At 39.5% G+C, this 19,835-nt stretch carries 21 protein-coding genes and 1 pseudogene; 16 read left to right on the top strand and 6 right to left on the bottom strand.

Going from position 1 to position 19,835, the window contains the following annotated elements; all coding sequences use genetic code 11:
• Positions 1–171: 171 nt before the first annotated feature.
• Positions 172–3,825: a methionine synthase gene (gene metH / locus ABNR88_RS03010; RefSeq protein WP_291928832.1), complete on the bottom strand. Its 3,654-nt coding sequence runs from the start codon at positions 3,823–3,825 to the stop codon at positions 172–174.
• 90 nt (positions 3,826–3,915) lie between these two features.
• Between metH and ABNR88_RS03005 the strand changes: the two genes are divergently transcribed.
• The 6 genes from ABNR88_RS03005 to ABNR88_RS02980 all read left to right on the top strand — a co-directional run bounded on the left by ABNR88_RS03005 (position 3,916) and on the right by ABNR88_RS02980 (position 7,052).
• Positions 3,916–4,344, top strand: coding sequence for a hypothetical protein (locus ABNR88_RS03005; protein WP_291928829.1), 429 nt, complete (start codon positions 3,916–3,918; stop codon positions 4,342–4,344).
• 80 nt (positions 4,345–4,424) lie between these two features.
• Complete coding sequence (locus ABNR88_RS03000; protein WP_348670000.1) at positions 4,425–4,766, top strand: hypothetical protein; 342 nt, start codon at positions 4,425–4,427, stop codon at positions 4,764–4,766.
• 117 nt (positions 4,767–4,883) lie between these two features.
• Positions 4,884–5,327, top strand: a complete 444-nt coding sequence (locus ABNR88_RS02995; RefSeq protein ID WP_348669998.1) for a hypothetical protein — start codon at positions 4,884–4,886, stop codon at positions 5,325–5,327.
• Positions 5,328–5,350: 23 nt separating this feature from the next.
• Positions 5,351–5,869: a hypothetical protein gene (locus ABNR88_RS02990; RefSeq protein ID WP_348669996.1), complete on the top strand. Its 519-nt coding sequence runs from the start codon at positions 5,351–5,353 to the stop codon at positions 5,867–5,869.
• Positions 5,870–6,013: 144 nt separating this feature from the next.
• Positions 6,014–6,421 (top strand): HIT family protein, encoded by a 408-nt coding sequence (locus ABNR88_RS02985; protein WP_291928257.1) that lies wholly within the window; start codon positions 6,014–6,016, stop codon positions 6,419–6,421.
• A gap of 139 nt (positions 6,422–6,560) precedes the next feature.
• Positions 6,561–7,052, top strand: coding sequence for a hypothetical protein (locus tag ABNR88_RS02980; protein ID WP_291928261.1), 492 nt, complete (start codon positions 6,561–6,563; stop codon positions 7,050–7,052).
• Here ABNR88_RS02980 and ABNR88_RS02975 read toward each other — a convergent pair.
• On the bottom strand, positions 7,049–7,516 hold the full coding sequence (locus ABNR88_RS02975; protein ID WP_291928263.1) for a YaiI/YqxD family protein: 468 nt from the start codon (positions 7,514–7,516) through the stop codon (positions 7,049–7,051). The genes ABNR88_RS02980 and ABNR88_RS02975 overlap by 4 nt on opposite strands.
• A 144-nt stretch (positions 7,517–7,660) precedes the next feature.
• Here ABNR88_RS02975 and ABNR88_RS02970 point away from each other — a divergent pair, with 144 nt between their 5' ends.
• Complete coding sequence (locus tag ABNR88_RS02970) at positions 7,661–7,906, top strand: hypothetical protein (protein ID WP_291928266.1); 246 nt, start codon at positions 7,661–7,663, stop codon at positions 7,904–7,906.
• Between the two features lie 92 nt (positions 7,907–7,998).
• Here ABNR88_RS02970 and ssb read toward each other — a convergent pair whose 3' ends face one another.
• From ssb to ABNR88_RS02955, 3 genes are read right to left on the bottom strand one after another with little or no spacing between them, the layout of a single operon-like run.
• On the bottom strand, positions 7,999–8,466 hold the full coding sequence (gene ssb / locus ABNR88_RS02965; RefSeq protein ID WP_291928268.1) for a single-stranded DNA-binding protein: 468 nt from the start codon (positions 8,464–8,466) through the stop codon (positions 7,999–8,001).
• A 21-nt stretch (positions 8,467–8,487) separates the two neighbouring features.
• Positions 8,488–9,642 (bottom strand): MFS transporter, encoded by a 1,155-nt coding sequence (locus tag ABNR88_RS02960; RefSeq protein ID WP_348669993.1) that lies wholly within the window; start codon positions 9,640–9,642, stop codon positions 8,488–8,490.
• 16 nt (positions 9,643–9,658) lie between these two features.
• Positions 9,659–10,426, bottom strand: coding sequence for an outer membrane protein assembly factor BamD (locus ABNR88_RS02955; RefSeq protein ID WP_291928273.1), 768 nt, complete (start codon positions 10,424–10,426; stop codon positions 9,659–9,661).
• A 61-nt stretch (positions 10,427–10,487) separates the two neighbouring features.
• Here ABNR88_RS02955 and ABNR88_RS02950 point away from each other — a divergent pair, with 61 nt between their 5' ends.
• The 6 genes from ABNR88_RS02950 (at position 10,488) to ABNR88_RS02925 (ending at position 16,763) form a co-directional block, all read left to right on the top strand.
• Entirely contained in the window at positions 10,488–12,626 is a 2,139-nt protein-coding gene (locus tag ABNR88_RS02950; RefSeq protein ID WP_291928275.1) for a bifunctional (p)ppGpp synthetase/guanosine-3',5'-bis(diphosphate) 3'-pyrophosphohydrolase, read from the top strand.
• An 87-nt stretch (positions 12,627–12,713) separates the two neighbouring features.
• Positions 12,714–12,908 (top strand): Fe-S cluster assembly protein IscX, encoded by a 195-nt coding sequence (iscX, locus tag ABNR88_RS02945; RefSeq protein ID WP_291928278.1) that lies wholly within the window; start codon positions 12,714–12,716, stop codon positions 12,906–12,908.
• Complete coding sequence (gene tolB, locus ABNR88_RS02940; RefSeq protein ID WP_291928281.1) at positions 12,905–14,179, top strand: Tol-Pal system beta propeller repeat protein TolB; 1,275 nt, start codon at positions 12,905–12,907, stop codon at positions 14,177–14,179. Before iscX ends, tolB begins: the two co-directional genes overlap by 4 nt.
• Before the next feature lie 15 nt (positions 14,180–14,194).
• A complete protein-coding gene (locus ABNR88_RS02935) occupies positions 14,195–14,776 on the top strand; it encodes an OmpA family protein (protein WP_291928284.1) in 582 nt (193 codons plus the stop codon).
• 6 nt (positions 14,777–14,782) lie between these two features.
• Positions 14,783–15,466 (top strand): tetratricopeptide repeat protein, encoded by a 684-nt coding sequence (locus ABNR88_RS02930; RefSeq protein WP_291928288.1) that lies wholly within the window; start codon positions 14,783–14,785, stop codon positions 15,464–15,466.
• Between the two features lies 1 nt (position 15,467).
• A complete protein-coding gene (locus ABNR88_RS02925; protein WP_291928291.1) occupies positions 15,468–16,763 on the top strand; it encodes an aminodeoxychorismate synthase component I in 1,296 nt (431 codons plus the stop codon).
• Here the strand turns inward: ABNR88_RS02925 and ABNR88_RS02920 are convergent.
• A complete protein-coding gene (locus ABNR88_RS02920; protein WP_348669990.1) occupies positions 16,760–18,634 on the bottom strand; it encodes an NAD+ synthase in 1,875 nt (624 codons plus the stop codon). The genes ABNR88_RS02925 and ABNR88_RS02920 overlap by 4 nt on opposite strands.
• 238 nt (positions 18,635–18,872) lie before the next feature.
• Between ABNR88_RS02920 and ABNR88_RS02915 the strand changes: the two genes are divergently transcribed.
• The 3 genes and pseudogenes from ABNR88_RS02915 to ABNR88_RS02905 form a co-directional block, all read left to right on the top strand.
• Positions 18,873–19,226 carry a tetratricopeptide repeat protein gene (locus ABNR88_RS02915; protein ID WP_291928297.1) on the top strand — a complete coding sequence of 118 codons (354 nt, stop codon included), beginning with the start codon at positions 18,873–18,875 and terminating at the stop codon, positions 19,224–19,226.
• Between the two features lie 120 nt (positions 19,227–19,346).
• Positions 19,347–19,526, top strand: coding sequence for a hypothetical protein (locus tag ABNR88_RS02910; RefSeq protein WP_291928300.1), 180 nt, complete (start codon positions 19,347–19,349; stop codon positions 19,524–19,526).
• Positions 19,527–19,636: 110 nt separating this feature from the next.
• Positions 19,637–19,835 (top strand): annotated as a pseudogene (locus ABNR88_RS02905) (amino acid ABC transporter substrate-binding protein); the annotation flags it as partial.

Below are 19,835 nucleotides of genomic sequence, written 5' to 3'. Positions count from 1 at the left end.
CGCTAATACTTTTGAGCAAACAGCACGGTATAAAAGTATTTCAAGCATAAGGCGCATCTAGAAGCGATGGTAAAAATTCAACAACTTATGAAAATACCAGAAGACACGCAAAATTAGCTTAATCTTAAAAAAAGAAGAATTCAACATGCTGCCTGAAAATTTAGATTAAGCTTATTCCAAATTAGGTGATAACAGCCTTTCTGCTTGCTCGATGGAAACGCCTTTGCGTTTAGCGTAGTCTTGGACCTGCTCTTGATTAATTTTCGCCACACCAAAATATCTTGAATCTTTATTGGCAAAATACCAGCCACTAACGCTAGCTGTCGGTAGCATAGCATATGAGCTTGTTAGCGTCATGCCGGTATTTTTTTCAACATCGAGTAAATCCCATAGCTTTTCTTTTTCACTATGCTCAGGGCACGACGGATATCCTGGAGCAGGGCGGATGCCATGGTATTTTTCTTCAATGAGTTTTTCATTGTTAAAATCTTCATCGCTATAGCCCCAGATTTCTGTGCGGAATTTATAGTGCATCATTTCTGCAAAAGCTTCAGCAAAACGATCGGCTACCGCCTTAATCATGATTGAGTTGTAGTCATCATGGTCTGCTTCATAAACTTCAACTAATGGGTCTATATTGATGCCTGCTGTTACTGCAAAAGCACCCATATAATCTTGCACGCCACTGTCTTTCGGGGCGATAAAATCACTCAGGCAAAAATTAGGGGTGTTGCCTTTTTTATCCAATTGTTGACGCAAGTGATTAAGTGTCATAAACACCTCACCATTATCATTAGTTAGCTCAATATCTTCATTGACACTATTTGCTGGAAAGATACCCACCACGGCGTTTGCTTGTAAAAGTTTTTCATCGATAACTTTTTTGAACATGACTTTTGCATCGTTAAACAGTTGTGTGGCAGATTCACCCACCACGTCATCAGTGAGAATATCGGGGAATTTACCAGCGAGCTCCCAAGTGCGGAAGAATGGCACCCAATCAATAAATTTAAAGATTTCATTTAAATCGTAGTCTTTAAAAACATGAACACCGAGTTCGTTAGGCTTGCTAATGTTGTCAAATTTAATGCTAGGCTTGTTATTTCTAGCAGCCTCCAGGCTGATTAGCTTGCTTTTGCCTTTATTAGCACGTCTGAGACGCACTTGTTCGTACTCTGCTTTGGTGTTACTAACCAGATCGGGTTTGAGCTCATTTGATAGTAATGAGGTAGCAACACCAACGGCCTTAGAAGCGTCTTTAACATAGAACACGCCTTTGTCGTACTCTGGCTCAATCTTTACAGCGGTGTGTGCAATTGAGGTGGTGGCACCACCAATCATTAGTGGTAGCTCAAAGCCTTGACGTGTCATTTCTTTGGCAACAGAAACCATTTCATCAAGCGATGGCGTGATCAGCCCAGAAAGGCCAATAATATCAACATTTTCTTTGATGGCTGTTTCTAGGATGGTTTCAGCCGGGACCATGACGCCGAGATCAATAATTTCATAATTATTACACGAAAGCACCACACCAACAATATTTTTGCCAATATCATGCACATCACCTTTAACGGTTGCCATGAGAATTTTGCCCTGAGCTCTAGAGCCACATTCTTGTTTTTCTGCTTCAAGGAATGGATCTAGATAAGCTACGGATTTTTTCATTACTCGGGCGGATTTCACCACTTGTGGCAAAAACATTTTTCCATCGCCAAACAAATCACCAACGACATTCATGCCGTCCATGAGTGGACCTTCAATCACCAGAATAGGGCGGCCTAGTTTGTCAAGAGCTTCTTGAGTGTCTTCATCAATAAATTCAGTAATACCTTTAACCAAAGAATGCTCTAGGCGTTTTTCAACCGTCCAAGTACGCCACTCTAAATCTTTTTTATTGTCTTTTTGTTGTAACTCACCAGAGAATTTTCCAGCAATTTCAACCAAGCGCTCACCAGCATTATCATCGGTATTAAGCACCACATCTTCTACAGCTTTTTTAAGTTCTGGATCAATGTCATCGTAAACCACCAACTGACCCGCATTAACAATACCCATGGTCATACCGGCTTTAATAGCGTGGTATAAAAAGACTGAGTGAATGGCTTCACGCACAGGGTTGTTGCCCCTAAATGAGAATGAGACGTTGGATACACCGCCTGATATTTTGGCAAATGGTAGATTTTTAGTGATCTCTCGAGTGGCTTCGATAAAATCAACACCGTAGTTATTGTGCTCTTCAATACCGGTGGCTACGGCAAAAATATTCGGATCGAAAATAATATCTTCTGGCGGGAAATCAACCTCATTAACTAAAATGTTGTAAGCATTGGTGCAGATTTCAATTTTGCGCGCTTGGGTGTCAGCCTGGCCTTGTTCATCAAAGGCCATAACAATAATGGCCGCACCATAGCGTTTGCAAAGATGTGCATATTTAACAAAGTTATCTTTGCCTTCTTTAAGCGAGATAGAGTTAACAATTGCCTTGCCTTGTGTGCATTTTAGGCCGGCTTCAATAATTTCCCACTTGGAAGAATCCACCATGAGTGGTACTTTGGAAATATCAGGCTCGGAAGCGATCAGATTAAGAAAGCGAATCATGGCTGCTTTGCCATCAAGCATTCCCTCATCCATATTAATATCAACCACTTGAGCGCCATCTTCAACTTGGGCACGACAAATGTCCAGAGCTTCTTCGTATTCTTCGTTAAGAATTAAGCGCTTAAATTTGGCAGAGCCAGTGACATTGGCACGCTCACCCACGTTGACAAATAAAGCATCATCTGCAATATTAAAAGCCTCTAAGCCAGACAGGCGGCATTCAGGCTTAATGGCGGGGATTTTTCTAGGTGCTAGGTTTTCAATCGCATCGGCAATGCACTTGATATGCTCAGGCGTAGAGCCACAACAGCCACCTAAAATGTTAACCAAACCAGATTCTGCCCATTCGCTAACCTGCTTGCCCATGGTGATAGCGCCTAGATCGTACTCACCAAACTCATTCGGCAGGCCAGCATTTGGGTGAGCGGATACATAGGTGTTAGCCACGCGTGACATTTCAGCCACATATTGGCGCAACAAGTCAGGGCCGAGTGCACAATTAAGACCAATAGAAATAGGGTTTGCGTGACGTAGTGAATTGTAAAAGGCTTCAGTCATTTGCCCAGAAAGTGTACGGCCTGAAGCATCGGTAATAGTGCCTGAAATCATGATTGGAAGCTCAATACCATCTTGCTCAAAGACTTCTTGCACGGCAAAAATAGCAGCCTTAGCATTAAGCGTATCAAAGATGGTTTCAATCAAAATAATATCAGCACCTCCTTCAATCAGTCCACGGGTAGATTCCATATAAACTTCAACTAGTTCGTCAAAGGTTACATTTCTAAAGCCAGGATCGTTTACATCGGGTGAAAGCGAACAAGTGCGTGATGTTGGGCCAATAACACCAGCCACAAAGCGTGGCTTGTCTTTGGTTGAAAATTCATCACAAGCAGCTTTTGCTAAGCGCGCACTCTCTACATTAATCTCGTAAGCAAGTGCTTCCATTTGATAATCAGACATGGAAGTTTTGGTGGCATTAAAGGTGTTAGTTTCAACAATGTCCGCACCCACTTCTAAATATGAGCGGTGAATATCTTGGATGATTTTTGGTTGAGTTAGGGATAGTAGGTCGTTATTGCCCTGCACCAATGTAGACCAATCTTTAAAGCGTTCACCACGATAGTCTTGTTCACTGAGTTTGTGCTTTTGAATCATGGTGCCCATGGCGCCATCTAGCACTAAAATTCGTTGCTCTAAAAGCGATTGTAATATCTGTTTTGTACTCATGTGCGCTATTATACCCAAAGGCTATAAGTACCCACGCAACATAAATTCAGCTTTATAATTACGCTTAATGACACGAATAGGGGAGGTGTAATGAACAAGACAGTATTAGTAGGTTTGATTGCTGTTAGCTTTAATGCGCAAGCATTTTTAGACTTTAATAGTTATGGGTCTGATTATAAAGATAATGATTGGCCAGTTTGGACGCCAATGTTTTGGATGGAAAAAGTAACAGATAACAATCCATTTAGTGATGGGCGTAATAGTAATTACCCTTACCCTTACAATAATCGCCCTTACAACGTTGGTGGCTCACAATTTAATATGTCGCAAATGCCCACACCCAATCAAGCGTTTCAAGCTGAATCTCAGCAAATACCCAGGCCTGTTTACAGGACGCCTGCAGCCATGTCCTTCTCCAACCCAGGTAATGTGGCGGAGCCGGCGCTGAATTTGCCAAACCCGTATCCAGCTAATTATAATTTTTCTGAGCCCAAGAGTCCGTATGGCCGTGGGTTTTAATTGTTAAATAAAGCTTGCAATATTATATTATCATGTTATAATATAGTTTCTTAAATAATTTTAGATATGGAGATAAGACAATGAAAAAACTTTTAGCAATCGCATTAGTAGCAGCTTCTCTAAGTGCAAACGCATTTTTTAACAGTAATGACATGCCTTGGAACAACGGTAATAACTACAATAACAACGGTTACCAAGAAGATAACGGTATGTTTGGTTACAACCCATACGATTACTGGGATCCACGTTGGTACATGGAAGAAATGTCAAACATGGTAGATGAGTTTGATGATGAATTCAATAACAACAACAATGGTTGGAACAACAATAACAACTTTAATGGTTACAACCCATACAACAACTTTAACAACCCTTGGAACAACACTCAGGCGCCTACAGCACCAGTTGCACCAGCTAAGTAAGTTTTAGTTAGTTTAAAAAAAACCAGCACTAGTTGCTGGTTTTTTTTCGTCCAAACAATAGCTTTAAGTGGTTTATAATTAGGATTTATTATTAAACAACAATAAGGAGGAGGGTGTATGAAGAAGATAGTAACTGTATCATTAATGACATTAGCGCTTAGCGCATCAGCTGGTTTTGGTAATGGTCCATGGGGCAATAATGGCTGGGGTGGAAGCAATGTCAACAATGCTAATAATGGTTTTATCGCGCATAATCCATATTCGCTATTCACACCAGACTGGTTTAGTGAAGAAATGGATGATATGATGGACGAGTTTGATACAAACAACAACACTCCTTGGAATGGCGCTGGCTTTAATAACAATGGACCGCGTAACAACAACGGACCATGGAATAATCGTAATTGGCGTAATAATGGACCATGGGGTAATAACACACCTTGGCAAAATAATAATTGGAATCAAGCGCCGTGGGGAAATTCACAGCCGCTTAACTTCCGAAATAATTCGTTTGGACCGATGAATAACGGCCCTTGGAATAATGTAACACCCGCAAGATAAACTTAACAAAAAATGAGGAAAATATGAAAAAAATCATCGCAACAACATTAATGACGGTCGCACTGAGTGCTTCTGCTTTCAGTAATAATTGGAACAGTAACGATCCAATGAATTTTGGTAGTAACACACCATGGAGTAATGGCAATAATTTCGGCAACTTGAATAATGGCCCATGGAGCAATAACTCTTGGGGAAATACACCATGGAATGGTCAAAATTTTAACAATGCACCTTGGTCAAACAATGGTAATTGGAGTAAGAATATGCCAATGAACGGTGGCAATTTTAATAATGCACCTTGGGGCAATAGTAATAACTTTGGCCCAATGAAGACTAACTCGAACTTCAGTCCGTTTAATCGTGGTGGCAATAATCAGCCGTTTAATTTTGGTACTAGCACCTCTCCGTTTGGTATGGACACGGGCTCGAATTCATTCGGTCCAATGAATATGAATAGCGCACCTTGGAATTATGGCTACAACCAAGCCATTCCGGCAACTGCTGAAACAAGCGCAACACCCGCAGCTGAAGCAACTAAATAAGACTAAGTTGTTTTAACTTAAGAGCCGGCTAATTGCCGGCTTTTTTACGTCTAAACACATATTAATTAAAGCCTTTAAATACCCGATGTTTGCTTGAGGTAAAATATCTGTCCGAATTATCCATCTTTAACCTAGGGCAATAATATGAGTACAGAGTGTTTGTTTTGTAAATTAAGAAATCAAGAAAGAATCATTGGCGAGTGTGATTTAACACTTACTTTTATTGATAATTTTCCCGCGTCACCTGGGCATACGTTAGTGATTCCTAAGCGCCATTTTGCAACCTATTTTGAGGCAACTGAGGCGGAATTACTAGCTATCGGTATTGCTGTACAAAAGGCTAAATTACTGCTTGATGAGGAGTTTAAACCAGATGCTTATAACATTGGTGTCAACAATGGTGAAATGGCAGGGCAAAGTGTTAAGCATTTGCATGTGCATTTAATTCCAAGATATAAAGGCGATGTTGAAAACCCTAAGGGCGGTGTTCGTTGGATTTTAAAGGATAAGGCAAATTATTGGGATGAAAGAGATCAGGTGAAAAAAAACTAAGTAAATTAAGTTAAAACACACCAAACAAAGCCTGCTTGTCGCAGGTTTTTTTTATTGTTTAGTGAAAAAAATCTACATCTATCTCACGCTCAGTGTATAGTTCAAACTCACACTATTTAATTCTTGAGGAGAGCTAAACATGAAAAATACAAGGCGTCATATTATTAAAACTTGCCTAGGATTGGCACTAGTTGTCAGCACGATGTCGAATGCTAATTTTACTAATCCATCTTCTATGATGTCACCATTTGGCGCACAAGGCTTTAGTCAGCCGCAAATGCAACCTTTTGGCAATTCTATGCCGTGGGGTGCTCAAAGTTATGCCCAGCCTAGATACTCTAATTCGAGATATGCAGCGCCAAGACAAAGATATGCTCAGCCTGTGTACAACCCAATGCCGTGGGCAATGAACACTCCTTCAGCCCGTCAAGCACAACCGACACAGCCTTTTGGCGGGATGAGTATGATGCCATTTAATCCAGGTGTGCAACCACAGCAGCAGTATCGACAGCCACAGTCATCGTTTATGGTGCCAGGCATGGATCAAGGGATACGAACCATGATGGAGCCGGGTAAGGTTATGGCAGAAGAAGCGACACCAGGTATGTATATGAAGCCAACTTGGCGCTAGGATTTATTCTGATTTAGCCAATGATCTAAGCGGTTAGCAAAGGCTTGTCGATCTGCTTGACTTAAGGTAGATGGACCGCCTGTTTGTACGCCACTTGAGCGTATCACATCCATAAAATCTCGCATACTGAGTTTTGATTTGATGTTATCTGCACTGAATAATTCCCCTCTAGGGCTGAGCGCAAGCCCACCTTTGGTAATCACCTCGTCTGCCAAGGGAATGTCGCTAGTAATCACCAAATCACCTGCATGCATACGCTTAACAATTTCATTGTCAGCCACATCAAACCCTGCAGTTACTTGAATAAAGTTTAAATAACTAGAGGGTGGTAAGTGTAGTGCATGATTTGCCACTAGCGTTATTTGAGTTCGAGTGCGATCAGCTGCCTTAAAGAGAATCTCTTTAATAACAACTGGACAAGCATCTGCATCAATCCAAATTTGTGCTATTTTTTTATCATTCATACAGGGTTAATTAAGAATACTGAATAGGATGATTATCCCTATTGATGTTTAAATATGTGGGTTTTGCAATATTTTAAAGCACTTGAATCTATTTGTTATAAGGCGTATAGTGAAAATAACCCGCTAAAAAAAATAGGAGAAGATATGAAAGTTAAAAACATGGTGATGGCCGTTACCGCATCAATCTCAACAGCTGGAACCTCTATGGCTGCCCAAACCCTGGCAAAAGATTATGCGCAATCTGTCCATACTCAGGCCAAGATTAACACCGAAATAATTCAGCCTTGGCATAAGGGCTATCAGCAAGATATCAAGCCATGGGCAAAGTTAAGTGATCATGGTCTCAAGGGTATGGTTAGAATGTATAACCACGGTATCAAGAGAGTTTAAGAGAGCTAGAGCCAAAAAAAAACCTTGCTACAGCAAGGCTTTAATTGGGTGTTTGTATAGTTTAAAACTTTACAAAAAGTGTGAGGTTATGTTCAGAACGGTATGTCGTCGTCAAAACCGTTATCAACAGGAGTGATCGGGTCTTGTGTAGGTGCTTGTGCTCGAGGTGCGCTTGGTGCAGATTGTGGAGCGCCACCACCCATTGGTGCGCCTTCACGACGATCAAGCATCTGTAGGGTGCCATTAAATCCTGAAACAACCACTTCAGTCGTATAGCGATCAGCACCAGATTTATCTTGCCATTTACGTGTTTGAAGCTTACCTTCAACATAGACTTTAGAGCCTTTGTCTAAATATTGGCCAGCAATTTCTGCTAACTTGCCAAACAAACTAACGCGATGCCATTCTGTTTTTTCTTGTTTTTGACCAGTATTTTTATCCGTCCAACTTTCACTTGTTGCCACTGAAAGGTTGGCAATTGCATTACCATTTGATGCAAATTTAACCTCTGGCTTTTGGCCTAAGTTACCTACTAAAATTACTTTATTAATGCCTGCCATTGTGTTTTCTCCGGTAAATTTTTAATGTTGTTCAGTGCTCATGCTTAGGGCAATTAGCCACCAAATAAGTGCGATAAATGTGGTGAATAAGAATACACTATTTAGACCAAATGTGTGATAAATCCACCCACCTAAAATACCACCTGCAAATGCACCCAAGAATTGCGAACTGGCATAAAAACCCATCGCTAGCCCACGTTTTTCACTGCTAGCTGTTTTAGCAATAAGTGAAGGTAGTAGCGCTTCTAAGGCATTAAATGCGGTAAAAAATATAGTCAAAATAATGAAAAATGTGGCGTAATTTAAGGCCGTTTGGTAAAACAGTATTTGACTTAATGCTAGCAAGAAAATCGACAATAAGAAAATGGTTTTGGTTTTTTGAAATTTGGTGGCAACAATGATCATTGGAATCATGCCTAAAAAAGATAGGACGATCACTGGCAGGTAAATTTGCCAATTGTCTTGAATGGATAGAATATTGTTATCGATTAGAAAAATTGGAATAGCGATAAAGGCACTGGTAAGGATTAAGTGTAGAGCAAAGACACTAAAATCAAGTCTAATTAGGTCGGGTGTTAGGATTTTCTTAAAGTTGTTAACCGAGAGTGTATATTGTTTTTTTGGCTTAGCATTTGGCAAGGTAGCAACCACTAGCAGAGCCACAATCGAAAGTGCTGCAATTATCCAAAATAAACCCGAAATGCCAAATTGATGACCAATAATAGGGCCTAATAGTAAAGCCAGCATAAAGGCCATACCAATTTGAACCCCTACAAATGCATTGGCCTTTGGACGCTCATCCTCACTGACATAATCTGCCAAAAAAGCCATGAGCACGGCAGAAATAGCACCCGCACCTTGTAAGGCTCTACCAACCACCACCTGGTAAATATCACTTGCATCGGCTGCAATAAGACTACCTATAAAGAAAATAATAAGGCCTATTATTAACAAAGGCTTGCGCCCATATTTATCTGATAAGTAGCCAAATGGTATTTGAAAAAATGCTTGTGTAAGGCCGTAAGCACCGATAGCTACACCTATTAACAGTGGTGTGACTTGCGTGTAATGATCAGCATAGACGGAGAAAATCGGGAAAATCATAAACAACCCTAGCATGCGTGTTGCCATGATCAGCGATATTTTGAGTGCGAACGATCGCTCCAGTTTGGTCATGAGCGGTATGTGCTAGCTAGTCTTCTAATGAGTAGTGTGGTGTGTATAAAGGGTAGCTTTTTGCTAATACGCGGCGTGCATCTTTGGCAAGAATTGGTGTGTTGATAATATCGTAGTTATGTGCCATTAAGTGCAGTGCTGCAGGGATAGAAGGTGTATTTGGGTATTTTTCAATAATGTATTTACTGCGATTAATGGCAGCAATATTTGCCCCTTTTTTGGTATAGTAAATAGCCACAAACAACTCATGACGAGATAAGATATTCCTAAGTACAATTAGGCGAGTTTTTGCTTCCTCGGTGTATTCAGTTTTTGGAAATTTGTCAATCAGTGCCAAGTAATAGTTAAAAGCATCTCGCACTGAGTTAACGTCACGCTGGGCGTTATCAGTAATGTAATCATCTAAGATTGAGCGTGATTTATCTTCTGAAATAACCCCGCGTAAGTAATAAGCGTAAGGCGTGGAGAAGTGGTTAGGGTAAAGCTTAATGTAGCTATTAAGGCGTTCGATCGCTGAATCATAATCTTCGCTTTTATAAAGTGCGTAAGCGATTTCTAGTTTGGATTGTAGGGCGTATTTAGAGCCTGGATAAGCAGCTTGAAGTTGTTCGAAAAGTTCAATGGCTTTATCCATAGAGCCGGCTGAAACTTGTTCTTTTGCTTGAGTAAAGAAGGTTTTTGGAGACCAGCCCTTGGTGATTGATTCACGTTTTTTCTCATCTTCCCAAAAACAGCCGCCAAGGAATAATGTAAGTAAAGGTAGGATTAGAATAAGTTTTTTCATGGATTATTACGTAAATTTATTATAAATATGCACAACATTATACTGACGCATAAGTATTATAATGGCAAAACTTAACTCTAGATTTAGCCCAAACTACATGTCGAAAAACAATTCAAGAATTCTAATTAGTGATCTGTGCGAGGTGCTTGAATTATATATGTCTAAATCTCAGGTGGAGGGGGTGTATCAGGCTTATGTGGTTGCAGCAACGGCTCATGATGGTCAATATCGCAAATCAGGTGAGGCTTACGTATTCCACCCACTTTCTGTGGCGATGATTTTGGCAGAACTTCAACTGGATTATTATTGTATTGTTGCGGCATTATTACACGATTGCATTGAAGACACTAGTGTGACCTATGAAGAGATAAACTATGATTTTGGCTATGAAATTGCTCATATTGTAGAAGGTGTTTCTAAATTAACCGGGCTAGAATTTCACACCACTGTAGACAAGCAGGCGCAGAACTTTCGAAAGTTGTTTTTAGCCATGAGTGACGATATGCGAGTGATGGTGATCAAGCTAGCTGATCGCTTGCATAATATGCGTACTTTGGATTCTATGCGTAGAGATAAACAACTGAGAATTGCCAAAGAAACTGTTGAGATTCATGCGCCAATTGCCAGAAGATTAGGTCTTAATAGTATTAGGGTTGAGCTAGATAATCTTTGTTTTGCTATTATTCATCCATTTCGTCATAAGGTGCTAGCAAGCCAGATTAAAAAGCAATGTGGCAATAGGACCAAGGTTATTAAGCATATTCAGGAGCAACTTGATAATCGCCTAGTGCAAGAAGAGCTACCTGGAGTTGAGATTAGCGGGAGACAAAAACAACCTTGTAGTATCTATAAAAAAATGAAAAATAAGCGCTTGAAATTTAATCAAGTGCTAGATATGTATGCTTTTCGAGTGATTGTTAAAGATGTGGCGCAGTGTTATCAGGCGCTTGGTGTGATTCATAACCTATATAAGCCATTACCCGGTAAATTTAAAGATTATGTTGCTTTACCAAAATCCAATGGCTATCAATCGCTACATACTATTTTATTTGGCCCTAATAAGATTTTTATTGAAGTGCAAATTCGCTCTGAAGATATGCATTTTGTATCTGAATACGGGATTGCTGCACACTGGCACTATAAAAGTGATTCAGATAATGATTCCGAGCTGGCTAGCAACTGGTTAGGATCATTGCTTGATATTCAGCAAAACTCAGGCACATCGGTCGAATTCTTAGAAGAAACCAAAAATGATTTGTTCCCGTCAGAGGTGTTTGTATTTACCCCTGAAGGTGATATTATGCAGCTGCCATATCGAGCAACCGTGCTTGACTTTGCCTATATGGTGCATACCAATATCGGCAACAAAACTGTTAAAGCTAAAATTGACCAAGTCAGCGCCCCTATTTCAACACGACTTCGCTCAGGGCAAACGGTAGAAATTGTTACAGATGAGCATGCCAAGCCACATCCGTCTTGGCTACAAATGTCGGTAACAGCTAAGGCTAAAGCTGCAATTAAAATATATTTAAAAACTCAGTCTGCCTCAGAGTTGATCCAGCTTGGTGAATATTTATTATCTAATGCGCTTGATTATCTTACTGTTGATGTAGAGAGTATTAGTACCAAAAAATGGCAAACTTGCCTTAATGAATTAGCTTGTGATTCTTTGGAGGATATGCATCTAAAGATTGGCTTGAGTGAAATTTTAGTCTCAGTAGTACTCAACAAGCTGCAGTATGATGATGATCAATATTCAGCTCAAAGTGTCAGAATTAGCTCAACACGAGATAAAGCAATTAGCTTCGCTCATTGTTGCTACCCTATTCCAGGGGACAAGGTTTCTGGCATCTTAACTACTACAAAAGGGTTGGTTATGCATCGCTCTGATTGTACCAATCTAGTGCGCTTAAAAAGTAAGCAAGCACAATGGATGGCAGTTGATTGGCAGCCTGAGAAGGGCGAGAGTTTCGATGTTAAGATCACTGTAGATGTAGACAATCAGCGCGGTACACTTGCCTCAATTGCCAATATGGTATCAAAGTTAGAAAGTAATATTGAGCATATTGAAGTGCAAGAAAAAGACAACTCAATTAAATCACTTGATTTGGTTATTAGTGTAACAAGCTCTCATCATTTGTATGAAATTACTCAAGCTTTAGAAACCCTTAAATTTATTCAAGAAGTGCGCCGTATTTAAACAGTGCTTACTTGCTAAAAAGACACATGATTGCCGACTATTTGTTTTAAAATTAAGCTAATTATTGATTATTTTTTAGGTATTTTTATGAACTGGACGGATTCCTTAGAGATCGCGATTGCTTTGGATGAAGCTCACCCTGACATAAGCCCCTTGACAGTTGGGTTTGTTGACTTAAGAGAGATGGTTATGGCTTTGGCGGAGTTTGAAGATGAAGCTGAAAAATCTGGTGAAAAAATCCTAGAAGCCATTCAAATGAACTGGATTGAAGAAAGAGAATGATTAAACTAATCGCTGCTTTTTTAACATTTTATAGTGCAAGTGTTTTTGCCGTTTTAGAGGTAACCGTTTTAAAAAAAGCTGAAGACGCCTTTCCAATTGTTATTTCTCCTTTTTTGGTCAAAGGTGATGCTAAGCAGGGTGAAACGATTGCGCATATTATGCGTGATAACTTTAACCGTTCTGGCGAATTTAACGCCTCTAGTGCTGATTATATTGTTACCAGTCAAGTTGATTTTGACAAGTGGCAAGCTCAAAAAACTGAAGCCATTGTTATTGGTAAGCTCGAAAAGGTTAGTAAGAAAATTTTCAATGTCGAAATTGAGCTGCTAGATGTGTATTCAAGAAAAACATTGTATGCCAAAAAGTTTGCTGTACATAATAGTGGTATTAGGCGTATTACACATTATCTGTCAGACCAAATATACTTTGCCTTATTGGGTGAGAAAGGCTCGTTTGACACTCGTTTAGCGTATGTAACTGTTGCCAACAAAGGTCGAGGTAAGCGCGAATATAAGCTAGAAATATCAGACTCAGATGCACAAAATCCGCAAACCATCCTAAGAGCGGCCAGCCCAATTTTATCGCCTGCCTGGTCACCTGATCAAAATAAAATTGCTTATGTGTCTTTTAAGAATGGTCGTTCTGAGGTGTTTATTCAGTATCCGTTCGTGCGCCGTAAAACTCAAAAACTACCTTATTTTGATGGCATTGCCTCAGCACCTGCTTGGCACCCAAATGGTGAGAGTATTGTCTTAACTTTATCTAAAGATGGCAATAAAGATATTTATTCGTATCACCTTAAAGACAAAAAACTAACTCGATTAACCAGTGATGTTAGTATTGATACAGAAGCAAGTTATTCTGCTGATGGTGAGCGTATTGCCTTTACTTCTAATCGTTCGGGTCAAGTTCAAGTGTATATCAAACATCTAAAAACTGGCAAAATTAACCGAGCCACTTTTGTAGGAAGCTATAACGCTAAAGCTGTTTTTTCACCAGATGGCAAAAGTTTGGCTTTGGTACACCGAGTGGATAAAGATTATCGTATTGCATTGCTTGATATTGCCACTAAAGATCTAATGGTCATGACACAAAATAAACTGGATGAATCCCCTTTCTTTTCTCCGAATGGTAGTATGATTATCTTTGCCACCAATAAAGACGATTCGGGTGTGTTATCCGTGGTTTCTATCTTAGGTCACCAAACCTTTGAGTTAGTCAGTAAGGCTGGTGAAGTTCGAGAGCCGAATTGGTCACATTATTCTAAATAATATCAGGAGATTGTCATGTTAAAAATTGCCTCATTAGTAACAGCTACCATTCTACTATCGTCATGTTCGTCAACGGTTGAAGAGCTTTATCAAAAAGTTGCACCAAGGCCAGCTGTGGTAACTTCACAAGAGGATGTGTCTGCCACTCAAGAGAGTATTATTGCGGCAGATTCTTCCAGCTTTCAATCACAAGAATTTGCAGGCAATCATGCGCGTTCAGCGGCTCAAAATAACGCTGCTAGAATGGCGGTGGCCCAGTTAAAAAACTCAGGCGCTAAGTTTGTATTACATTTTTCTTATGATGGTAGTGAGATTGATGAGGCAGCAACACAAGAGGTTATCAAGCATGCCAATTTCATGCGCGATAATCCAGCCCTTAATCTGCGCCTAGAAGGGCATGCAGATGAGCGTGGTACACGTGAGTACAACTTAGCATTGGGTGAAAATCGCGCCCTAGCAGTAAAAGAAATTCTAGGTTTGTATGATTTATCTTCTCGAGTTAATGTGATCAGCTTTGGTGAAGAAAATCCAACTGCCCAGCTTCATAACGAAAGTGCTTGGCAGCAAAACCGACGTGTTGAGTTTATTTATCAGTAGAGAATTATGCAGCGTTTTTTCTTAGTTTTTTTATTAACCGTGTTTGCTTGGCAGCCCGCTTCTGCGGGTATTAATACCGATAAAGTGATCATGGATCATAATAAAAAAATTAAGCGTTTAGTGCGTACTAATAAATCGTTAAAAGGAAAAATTGAGCAATTAGAGCAACAACAGCAAATCAGCAGGCAAAAAATTACTGAATTGTTTAATTTAATGGAATACAAAAAATCTAGCTCTGTGGTTGAGCAAACCATGATGCGCGTGCGTGAGCACAATAAAAAAGCCAAAAAAATATACACCAATGCACGCTCACTTCTAGTAACTGATCAGTATGATCAAGCCATTATATTATTTAAACAATATTTGGATATTTATCCTGATAATAACCATGCATCCGATGCACACTATTGGCTGGCCAAAACTTATTTAGCACAAGAGCAATACTCATTGGCAAAAAACACATTTGTGGCATTTCAACAAAACAGCCCGCTACATCATAAGTATGCCAACTCTTTGTTTGAATTGGCCAGGGTGTATGTTGAATTAAAGCAAACTGAAAAAGCACAAAAACTACTTAGCAGTATGTTGGATAAATTCCCATCTCACCGTGTTGCTAATCGCGCCCAACAACTGCTTAGTAAAATTACACCTGCCGAGTCAACAAGTAGCGAGTCTAAGCAGCTAAATTAGCATGAAAGTTTTAGAAATTCCAAATTTTTCTTTGGACGCTCTGTGCCAGTTAAACACCAGGCGCTACCCCTTTTTACTGGAAAGCGTTAATCATAATATTAACAATCGTTACTCGATTTTGTTTGCACATCCACAGCAAGAATTGGTGCTAGAAAATTTGACAGATTTTAATTTTTTAGAAACGTTGTCTTCTCAAATTACCACGAATAATACTCAGTATTCACAACTACCTTTTACCGGTGGCTGGTTTGTTTATTTGTCTTATGAGTTGATCGGTCAAATCGAGCCAACCTTGTTAGAGAGTATGTACAGCAGCAATTTGCCTGTTGCAATAGCATCCAAAATACCTTGTGCTATTGTGCTTGATCATCAGCTAAATAAGACTTATTTATTAGATGAACAGGGTGATCAAACAAGAATAGATCAAGTGCTAACTGACATTAAACAAGTCAAAGTGGATGCAGATTCTTCTAATTTTTCAGGTGTATTGGACTGTGAACCCGATGCAAAATTCTTGTCTGGTGTTGAAAAAATTAAGGATTATATTGAAGCGGGTGACGTGTTTCAAGTGAATTTATCACGGGCTTGGCAATATACTTTAGAGCATGAATGTAGCGCTGCACAGCTTTACAGTGGTCTAAAGGCATCCAATCCAGCACCGTTTTCAGCGCTCGCTCAATTTGAAAACTTTAGTATTATTTCTTCCTCGCCCGAGCGCTTGTTTAGTGTGGATGGTGATCAGGTTGAAACACGCCCCATTGCAGGCACGCACCCTCGAGGTGCGGGTGATGAGGATGAATTGCTCAAACAGCGTTTAATCAATCACCCTAAAGAGCAAGCTGAGCATATTATGCTGCTGGATTTGGAGCGTAATGATTTGGGCAGGGTGTGTGAGTATGGCTCAATTGAGGTGAATGAAGTAATGGCACTGGAAACTTATCCCTATGTGCATCATATTGTTTCTAATATTAAGGGTACTTTAAAGCCCGCTATGAATGTTAAGCATTTAGTAAAGGCATTATTCCCAGGTGGAACCATTACCGGATGCCCTAAAATTCGTTGTATGCAGATTATTTCCGAGCTGGAAGGTGAGGCTAGAGAGGCTTACACAGGTTCATTGGGCTATATTAGTAATAATGGCAAAATGGATTTTAATATTCTCATTCGCACCATGATTAAACAAGGCAAAAACCTAAGCTTTAGAGCGGGTGCTGGCATTGTGTTTGATTCCAACTCTAAGCGTGAATTGGAAGAGACCACACACAAAGCTCAAGGGATTCTAAAAGTATTTTCCTAAGGTTTGAACTTAGAAGTCATAGGATAGCGACGCTCTTTTCCAAAGGCATTTTTTGAAATTTTTGGCCCTGGAGCGCTTTGTCTGCGTTTATATTCATTATTAAGCACCAGTTGGCTAATGCGCTCCACAGTTTGTTGGTTAAACCCCTGGTTTACGATATCTTTAACAGAGAGTCTTTGCTCAATGAATAGACCAAGAATAGCATCTAGTTCATCGTATGGCGGTAGGGAGTCCTGATCCACTTGATTAGGCGCCAGCTCTGCAGAAGGCTCTCGATCAATCACCCGACCAGGAATGATGTAAGACTGAGTGTTACGATACTTTGCTAATCGGTAAACCATGGTTTTTGACACGTCTTTAAGTGGGGCAAAGCCGCCCGACATATCGCCATATAAAGTAGCATAGCCGACAGCCATTTCTGACTTATTGCCAGTAGTAAGAACAATGCTACCAAGTTTATTGGAAATGGCCATGAGTAGGGTTCCACGCACTCTAGCTTGCAGGTTTTCTTCAGTGGTATCAGCCTGCAGACCGCTAAATACACCACTCAATTGAGAGTTAAAGCTTTCAACCATCGAGTGAATGCTAATTTCTTGATAATCAATATTCATGGTGCTGGCCTGAGCTTTGGCATCCTCTAGGCTCATGTTGGAGGTGTAGGTGTAGGGCATCATAATGGCTTTGACTTTTTCACTGCCAATGGCATCTGCTGCAATGGCTAGTGTTAGTGCGGAGTCGATACCACCAGATAAGCCGATAACCACTCCTTTAAAAACCCCATTTTTTTCAATATAATCTTTAGTGGCAAGCACTAAAGCATCGTAAATTGTTTTTTCAACACTGGCACTTTCTGCTGGTGTGTAAGGATCTGTTAACGAGCTCGTGGCCGTTTCAAAAAATGGCAACTGGTGGGTGAGTTGTGCCTTGGCATCCATGGCAAATGAGCCGCCATCAAAGATAATTTCATCTTGACCACCCACTAAGTTGGCGTAAACAAAGCCCACTTGATTTTCAAGTACACGGTTTTTAACCTCATTGAGTCGTTGCTGGTGTTTACCAACGTGAAAAGGGGAGGCGTTAATACTAATAATACTACTCACACCATATCTAACAGTTTCTCTAACTGTGTCTGCATCCCAAAGATCGGCACAAACCAATAAGCCAATGCGTTGACCTTTGATGGTAAAAATAAAAGGCTGACTACCTGCGCTAAAGTAGCGCTTTTCATCAAAAACGCTGTAATTTGGCAACTGTTGTTTGTGATAAATTTGAATCTCTTTTTCCTGAACCAAATAAGCGGCATTGTACAAATTACCCGCTTGTTGATGAGGTGCGCCAAAAATAATAGAAATATTTTCAGGGATGGCATTTTTTATCATGGTTACTTTTTCATCTACTTGCTGAATGAATCCAGCCCGTAATAGTAGATCTTCAGGTAGGTAGCCTGTTAAGGATAATTCTGGAAAAACTAATAAGTCGCAACCTTGTTGGGTGGCTTTAAGGCTTAAATCAATAATTTTTTGGGCATTATTGTTTAAATCCCCAACAATGGGGTTAATTTGCGCAATATCGATTTTGATAGACTCAGAGATGTTTGAAAGGTTTTTAAGCCGCTCCTGCCAAAATATAACCTTCGATTTATCACCTTTCATTTTTGCATGCTCAAGCTTGGTGTTGGCAACAACCTCAGCAGGATTAATATTCAAGATATCGGCAAATAGCCAGGCATGTGTTTCAGAAAGGGCAGCTCTTCCTGATTTATATTTACTTAAATTAGACTGATTAATCTCATATTTCTGCGATATTTTATAGTCTGAAAAGCCAGTCTTTTTGCGCACTTTAGCTAGGTAGTCTTTGGTTTTATTGGCCATGTTGTTTTGTCTGTTTATGCTTGTTTTTTTTACCTATTATAGTTATTTTTTACCACCTATGTAAAAGAGTTATATTAGTTAAAAAATAACTATAGAGTTATTAATACCATAAATACCACATAACTCATTGTTTTTAAGTAAATATATAATATATAATTTTTATTGTTAATAGCCCTTTACAGGCTATTAAAATCACGGTATATTTGGCTCAAATTAACAACTAAATGAGGAAAATGTTATGAACAAAGTACATGCACATTTGTTAGCCGAATCAGAGCTAAAAGTTGAAACAATAAAGATCCAGCAGCAGGCTTATTTAGGGGATGCAAGCGCTCAATACAAATTGGCAGATATTTTCCAAAAAGGTCAAGACGTTGCTAGAAATACAGCAAATGCTTTTTACTGGTATCAAAGAGCGGCTAAGCAGGGTAATTTACCTGCTCAGTTTAATGTTTGGTATGCATATTTAACGGGTGAAGGTATTCAGGCAAACGAGAAGTTAGCAAAGAAATGGTATGCCAGAGCTACGCTTAAAAATTCAAGTTCGTCAAAATCTATCATTACACAACTAATCGGTACAACGATTCACTAATTTTTTTTAATAATTTATTTTTTCCAGGGAGAGAAACAATGAACTTAGCATTACACACAATTATCTATTCATCAGCTGCAGTTATCATGTCACTTAGTGTGGCACTTATTCATTAGACTGATGAAACTATCAACCCTTATTAAACTGTTAACAGTTTTGGGCGCCTCTTTATTAACCAGTACAACATTGGCCTCAGCTTATAGTAGCTATTCACCAATTGTTGATTCTAAACATCTTAGTATTATTATTACCGTTACCATGCTCCTAGGTTTGGTATCTATGTATCAAAAAAGAACCTAGTTTTTTTTTAGTAAAACTCTTCTCATAAAGCGATTTATCCTTTAAACTTTCACCATGTGGTAAATGATTAAGTGCTGCATTTTTAATTAATCTCAATGAGGAGAAGTTTTATGAATAAGTTATTAAAATTATCTGCTGTATCGTTAATAGCGATTGGTAGTTTTGGTGTACAAGCGGGTATATTCCATAGTGATACTTTAAAGGATGTACAAACTAAAGGTAGTTTAACGTGTGGCGTATCAACAGGTACACCGGGTTTTTCTAGCCCTGACTCAAGTGGTAACTGGTCTGGTATTGATGTTGATGTTT

It is taken from the genome of uncultured Candidatus Thioglobus sp. (assembly GCF_963981275.1).
Taxonomy (GTDB): Bacteria; Pseudomonadota; Gammaproteobacteria; order PS1; family Pseudothioglobaceae; genus Thioglobus_A.
The sequence above is the reverse complement of the archived record's forward strand: the minus strand, read 5'-3'. Positions and strand labels throughout refer to the sequence as shown.

Coding starts and splice junctions, on each gene's coding strand:
- metH (WP_291928832.1), bottom strand. CDS start 3,825: ATGAGTACAAAACAGATATTACAATCGCTTTTAGAGCAACGAATTTTA.
- ABNR88_RS03005 (WP_291928829.1), top strand. CDS start 3,916: ATGAACAAGACAGTATTAGTAGGTTTGATTGCTGTTAGCTTTAATGCG.
- ABNR88_RS03000 (WP_348670000.1), top strand. CDS start 4,425: ATGAAAAAACTTTTAGCAATCGCATTAGTAGCAGCTTCTCTAAGTGCA.
- ABNR88_RS02995 (WP_348669998.1), top strand. CDS start 4,884: ATGAAGAAGATAGTAACTGTATCATTAATGACATTAGCGCTTAGCGCA.
- ABNR88_RS02990 (WP_348669996.1), top strand. CDS start 5,351: ATGAAAAAAATCATCGCAACAACATTAATGACGGTCGCACTGAGTGCT.
- ABNR88_RS02985 (WP_291928257.1), top strand. CDS start 6,014: ATGAGTACAGAGTGTTTGTTTTGTAAATTAAGAAATCAAGAAAGAATC.
- ABNR88_RS02980 (WP_291928261.1), top strand. CDS start 6,561: ATGAAAAATACAAGGCGTCATATTATTAAAACTTGCCTAGGATTGGCA.
- ABNR88_RS02975 (WP_291928263.1), bottom strand. CDS start 7,516: ATGAATGATAAAAAAATAGCACAAATTTGGATTGATGCAGATGCTTGT.
- ABNR88_RS02970 (WP_291928266.1), top strand. CDS start 7,661: ATGAAAGTTAAAAACATGGTGATGGCCGTTACCGCATCAATCTCAACA.
- ssb (WP_291928268.1), bottom strand. CDS start 8,466: ATGGCAGGCATTAATAAAGTAATTTTAGTAGGTAACTTAGGCCAAAAG.
- ABNR88_RS02960 (WP_348669993.1), bottom strand. CDS start 9,642: ATGACCAAACTGGAGCGATCGTTCGCACTCAAAATATCGCTGATCATG.
- ABNR88_RS02955 (WP_291928273.1), bottom strand. CDS start 10,426: ATGAAAAAACTTATTCTAATCCTACCTTTACTTACATTATTCCTTGGC.
- ABNR88_RS02950 (WP_291928275.1), top strand. CDS start 10,488: ATGGCAAAACTTAACTCTAGATTTAGCCCAAACTACATGTCGAAAAAC.
- iscX (WP_291928278.1), top strand. CDS start 12,714: ATGAACTGGACGGATTCCTTAGAGATCGCGATTGCTTTGGATGAAGCT.
- tolB (WP_291928281.1), top strand. CDS start 12,905: ATGATTAAACTAATCGCTGCTTTTTTAACATTTTATAGTGCAAGTGTT.
- ABNR88_RS02935 (WP_291928284.1), top strand. CDS start 14,195: ATGTTAAAAATTGCCTCATTAGTAACAGCTACCATTCTACTATCGTCA.
- ABNR88_RS02930 (WP_291928288.1), top strand. CDS start 14,783: ATGCAGCGTTTTTTCTTAGTTTTTTTATTAACCGTGTTTGCTTGGCAG.
- ABNR88_RS02925 (WP_291928291.1), top strand. CDS start 15,468: ATGAAAGTTTTAGAAATTCCAAATTTTTCTTTGGACGCTCTGTGCCAG.
- ABNR88_RS02920 (WP_348669990.1), bottom strand. CDS start 18,634: ATGGCCAATAAAACCAAAGACTACCTAGCTAAAGTGCGCAAAAAGACT.
- ABNR88_RS02915 (WP_291928297.1), top strand. CDS start 18,873: ATGAACAAAGTACATGCACATTTGTTAGCCGAATCAGAGCTAAAAGTT.
- ABNR88_RS02910 (WP_291928300.1), top strand. CDS start 19,347: ATGAAACTATCAACCCTTATTAAACTGTTAACAGTTTTGGGCGCCTCT.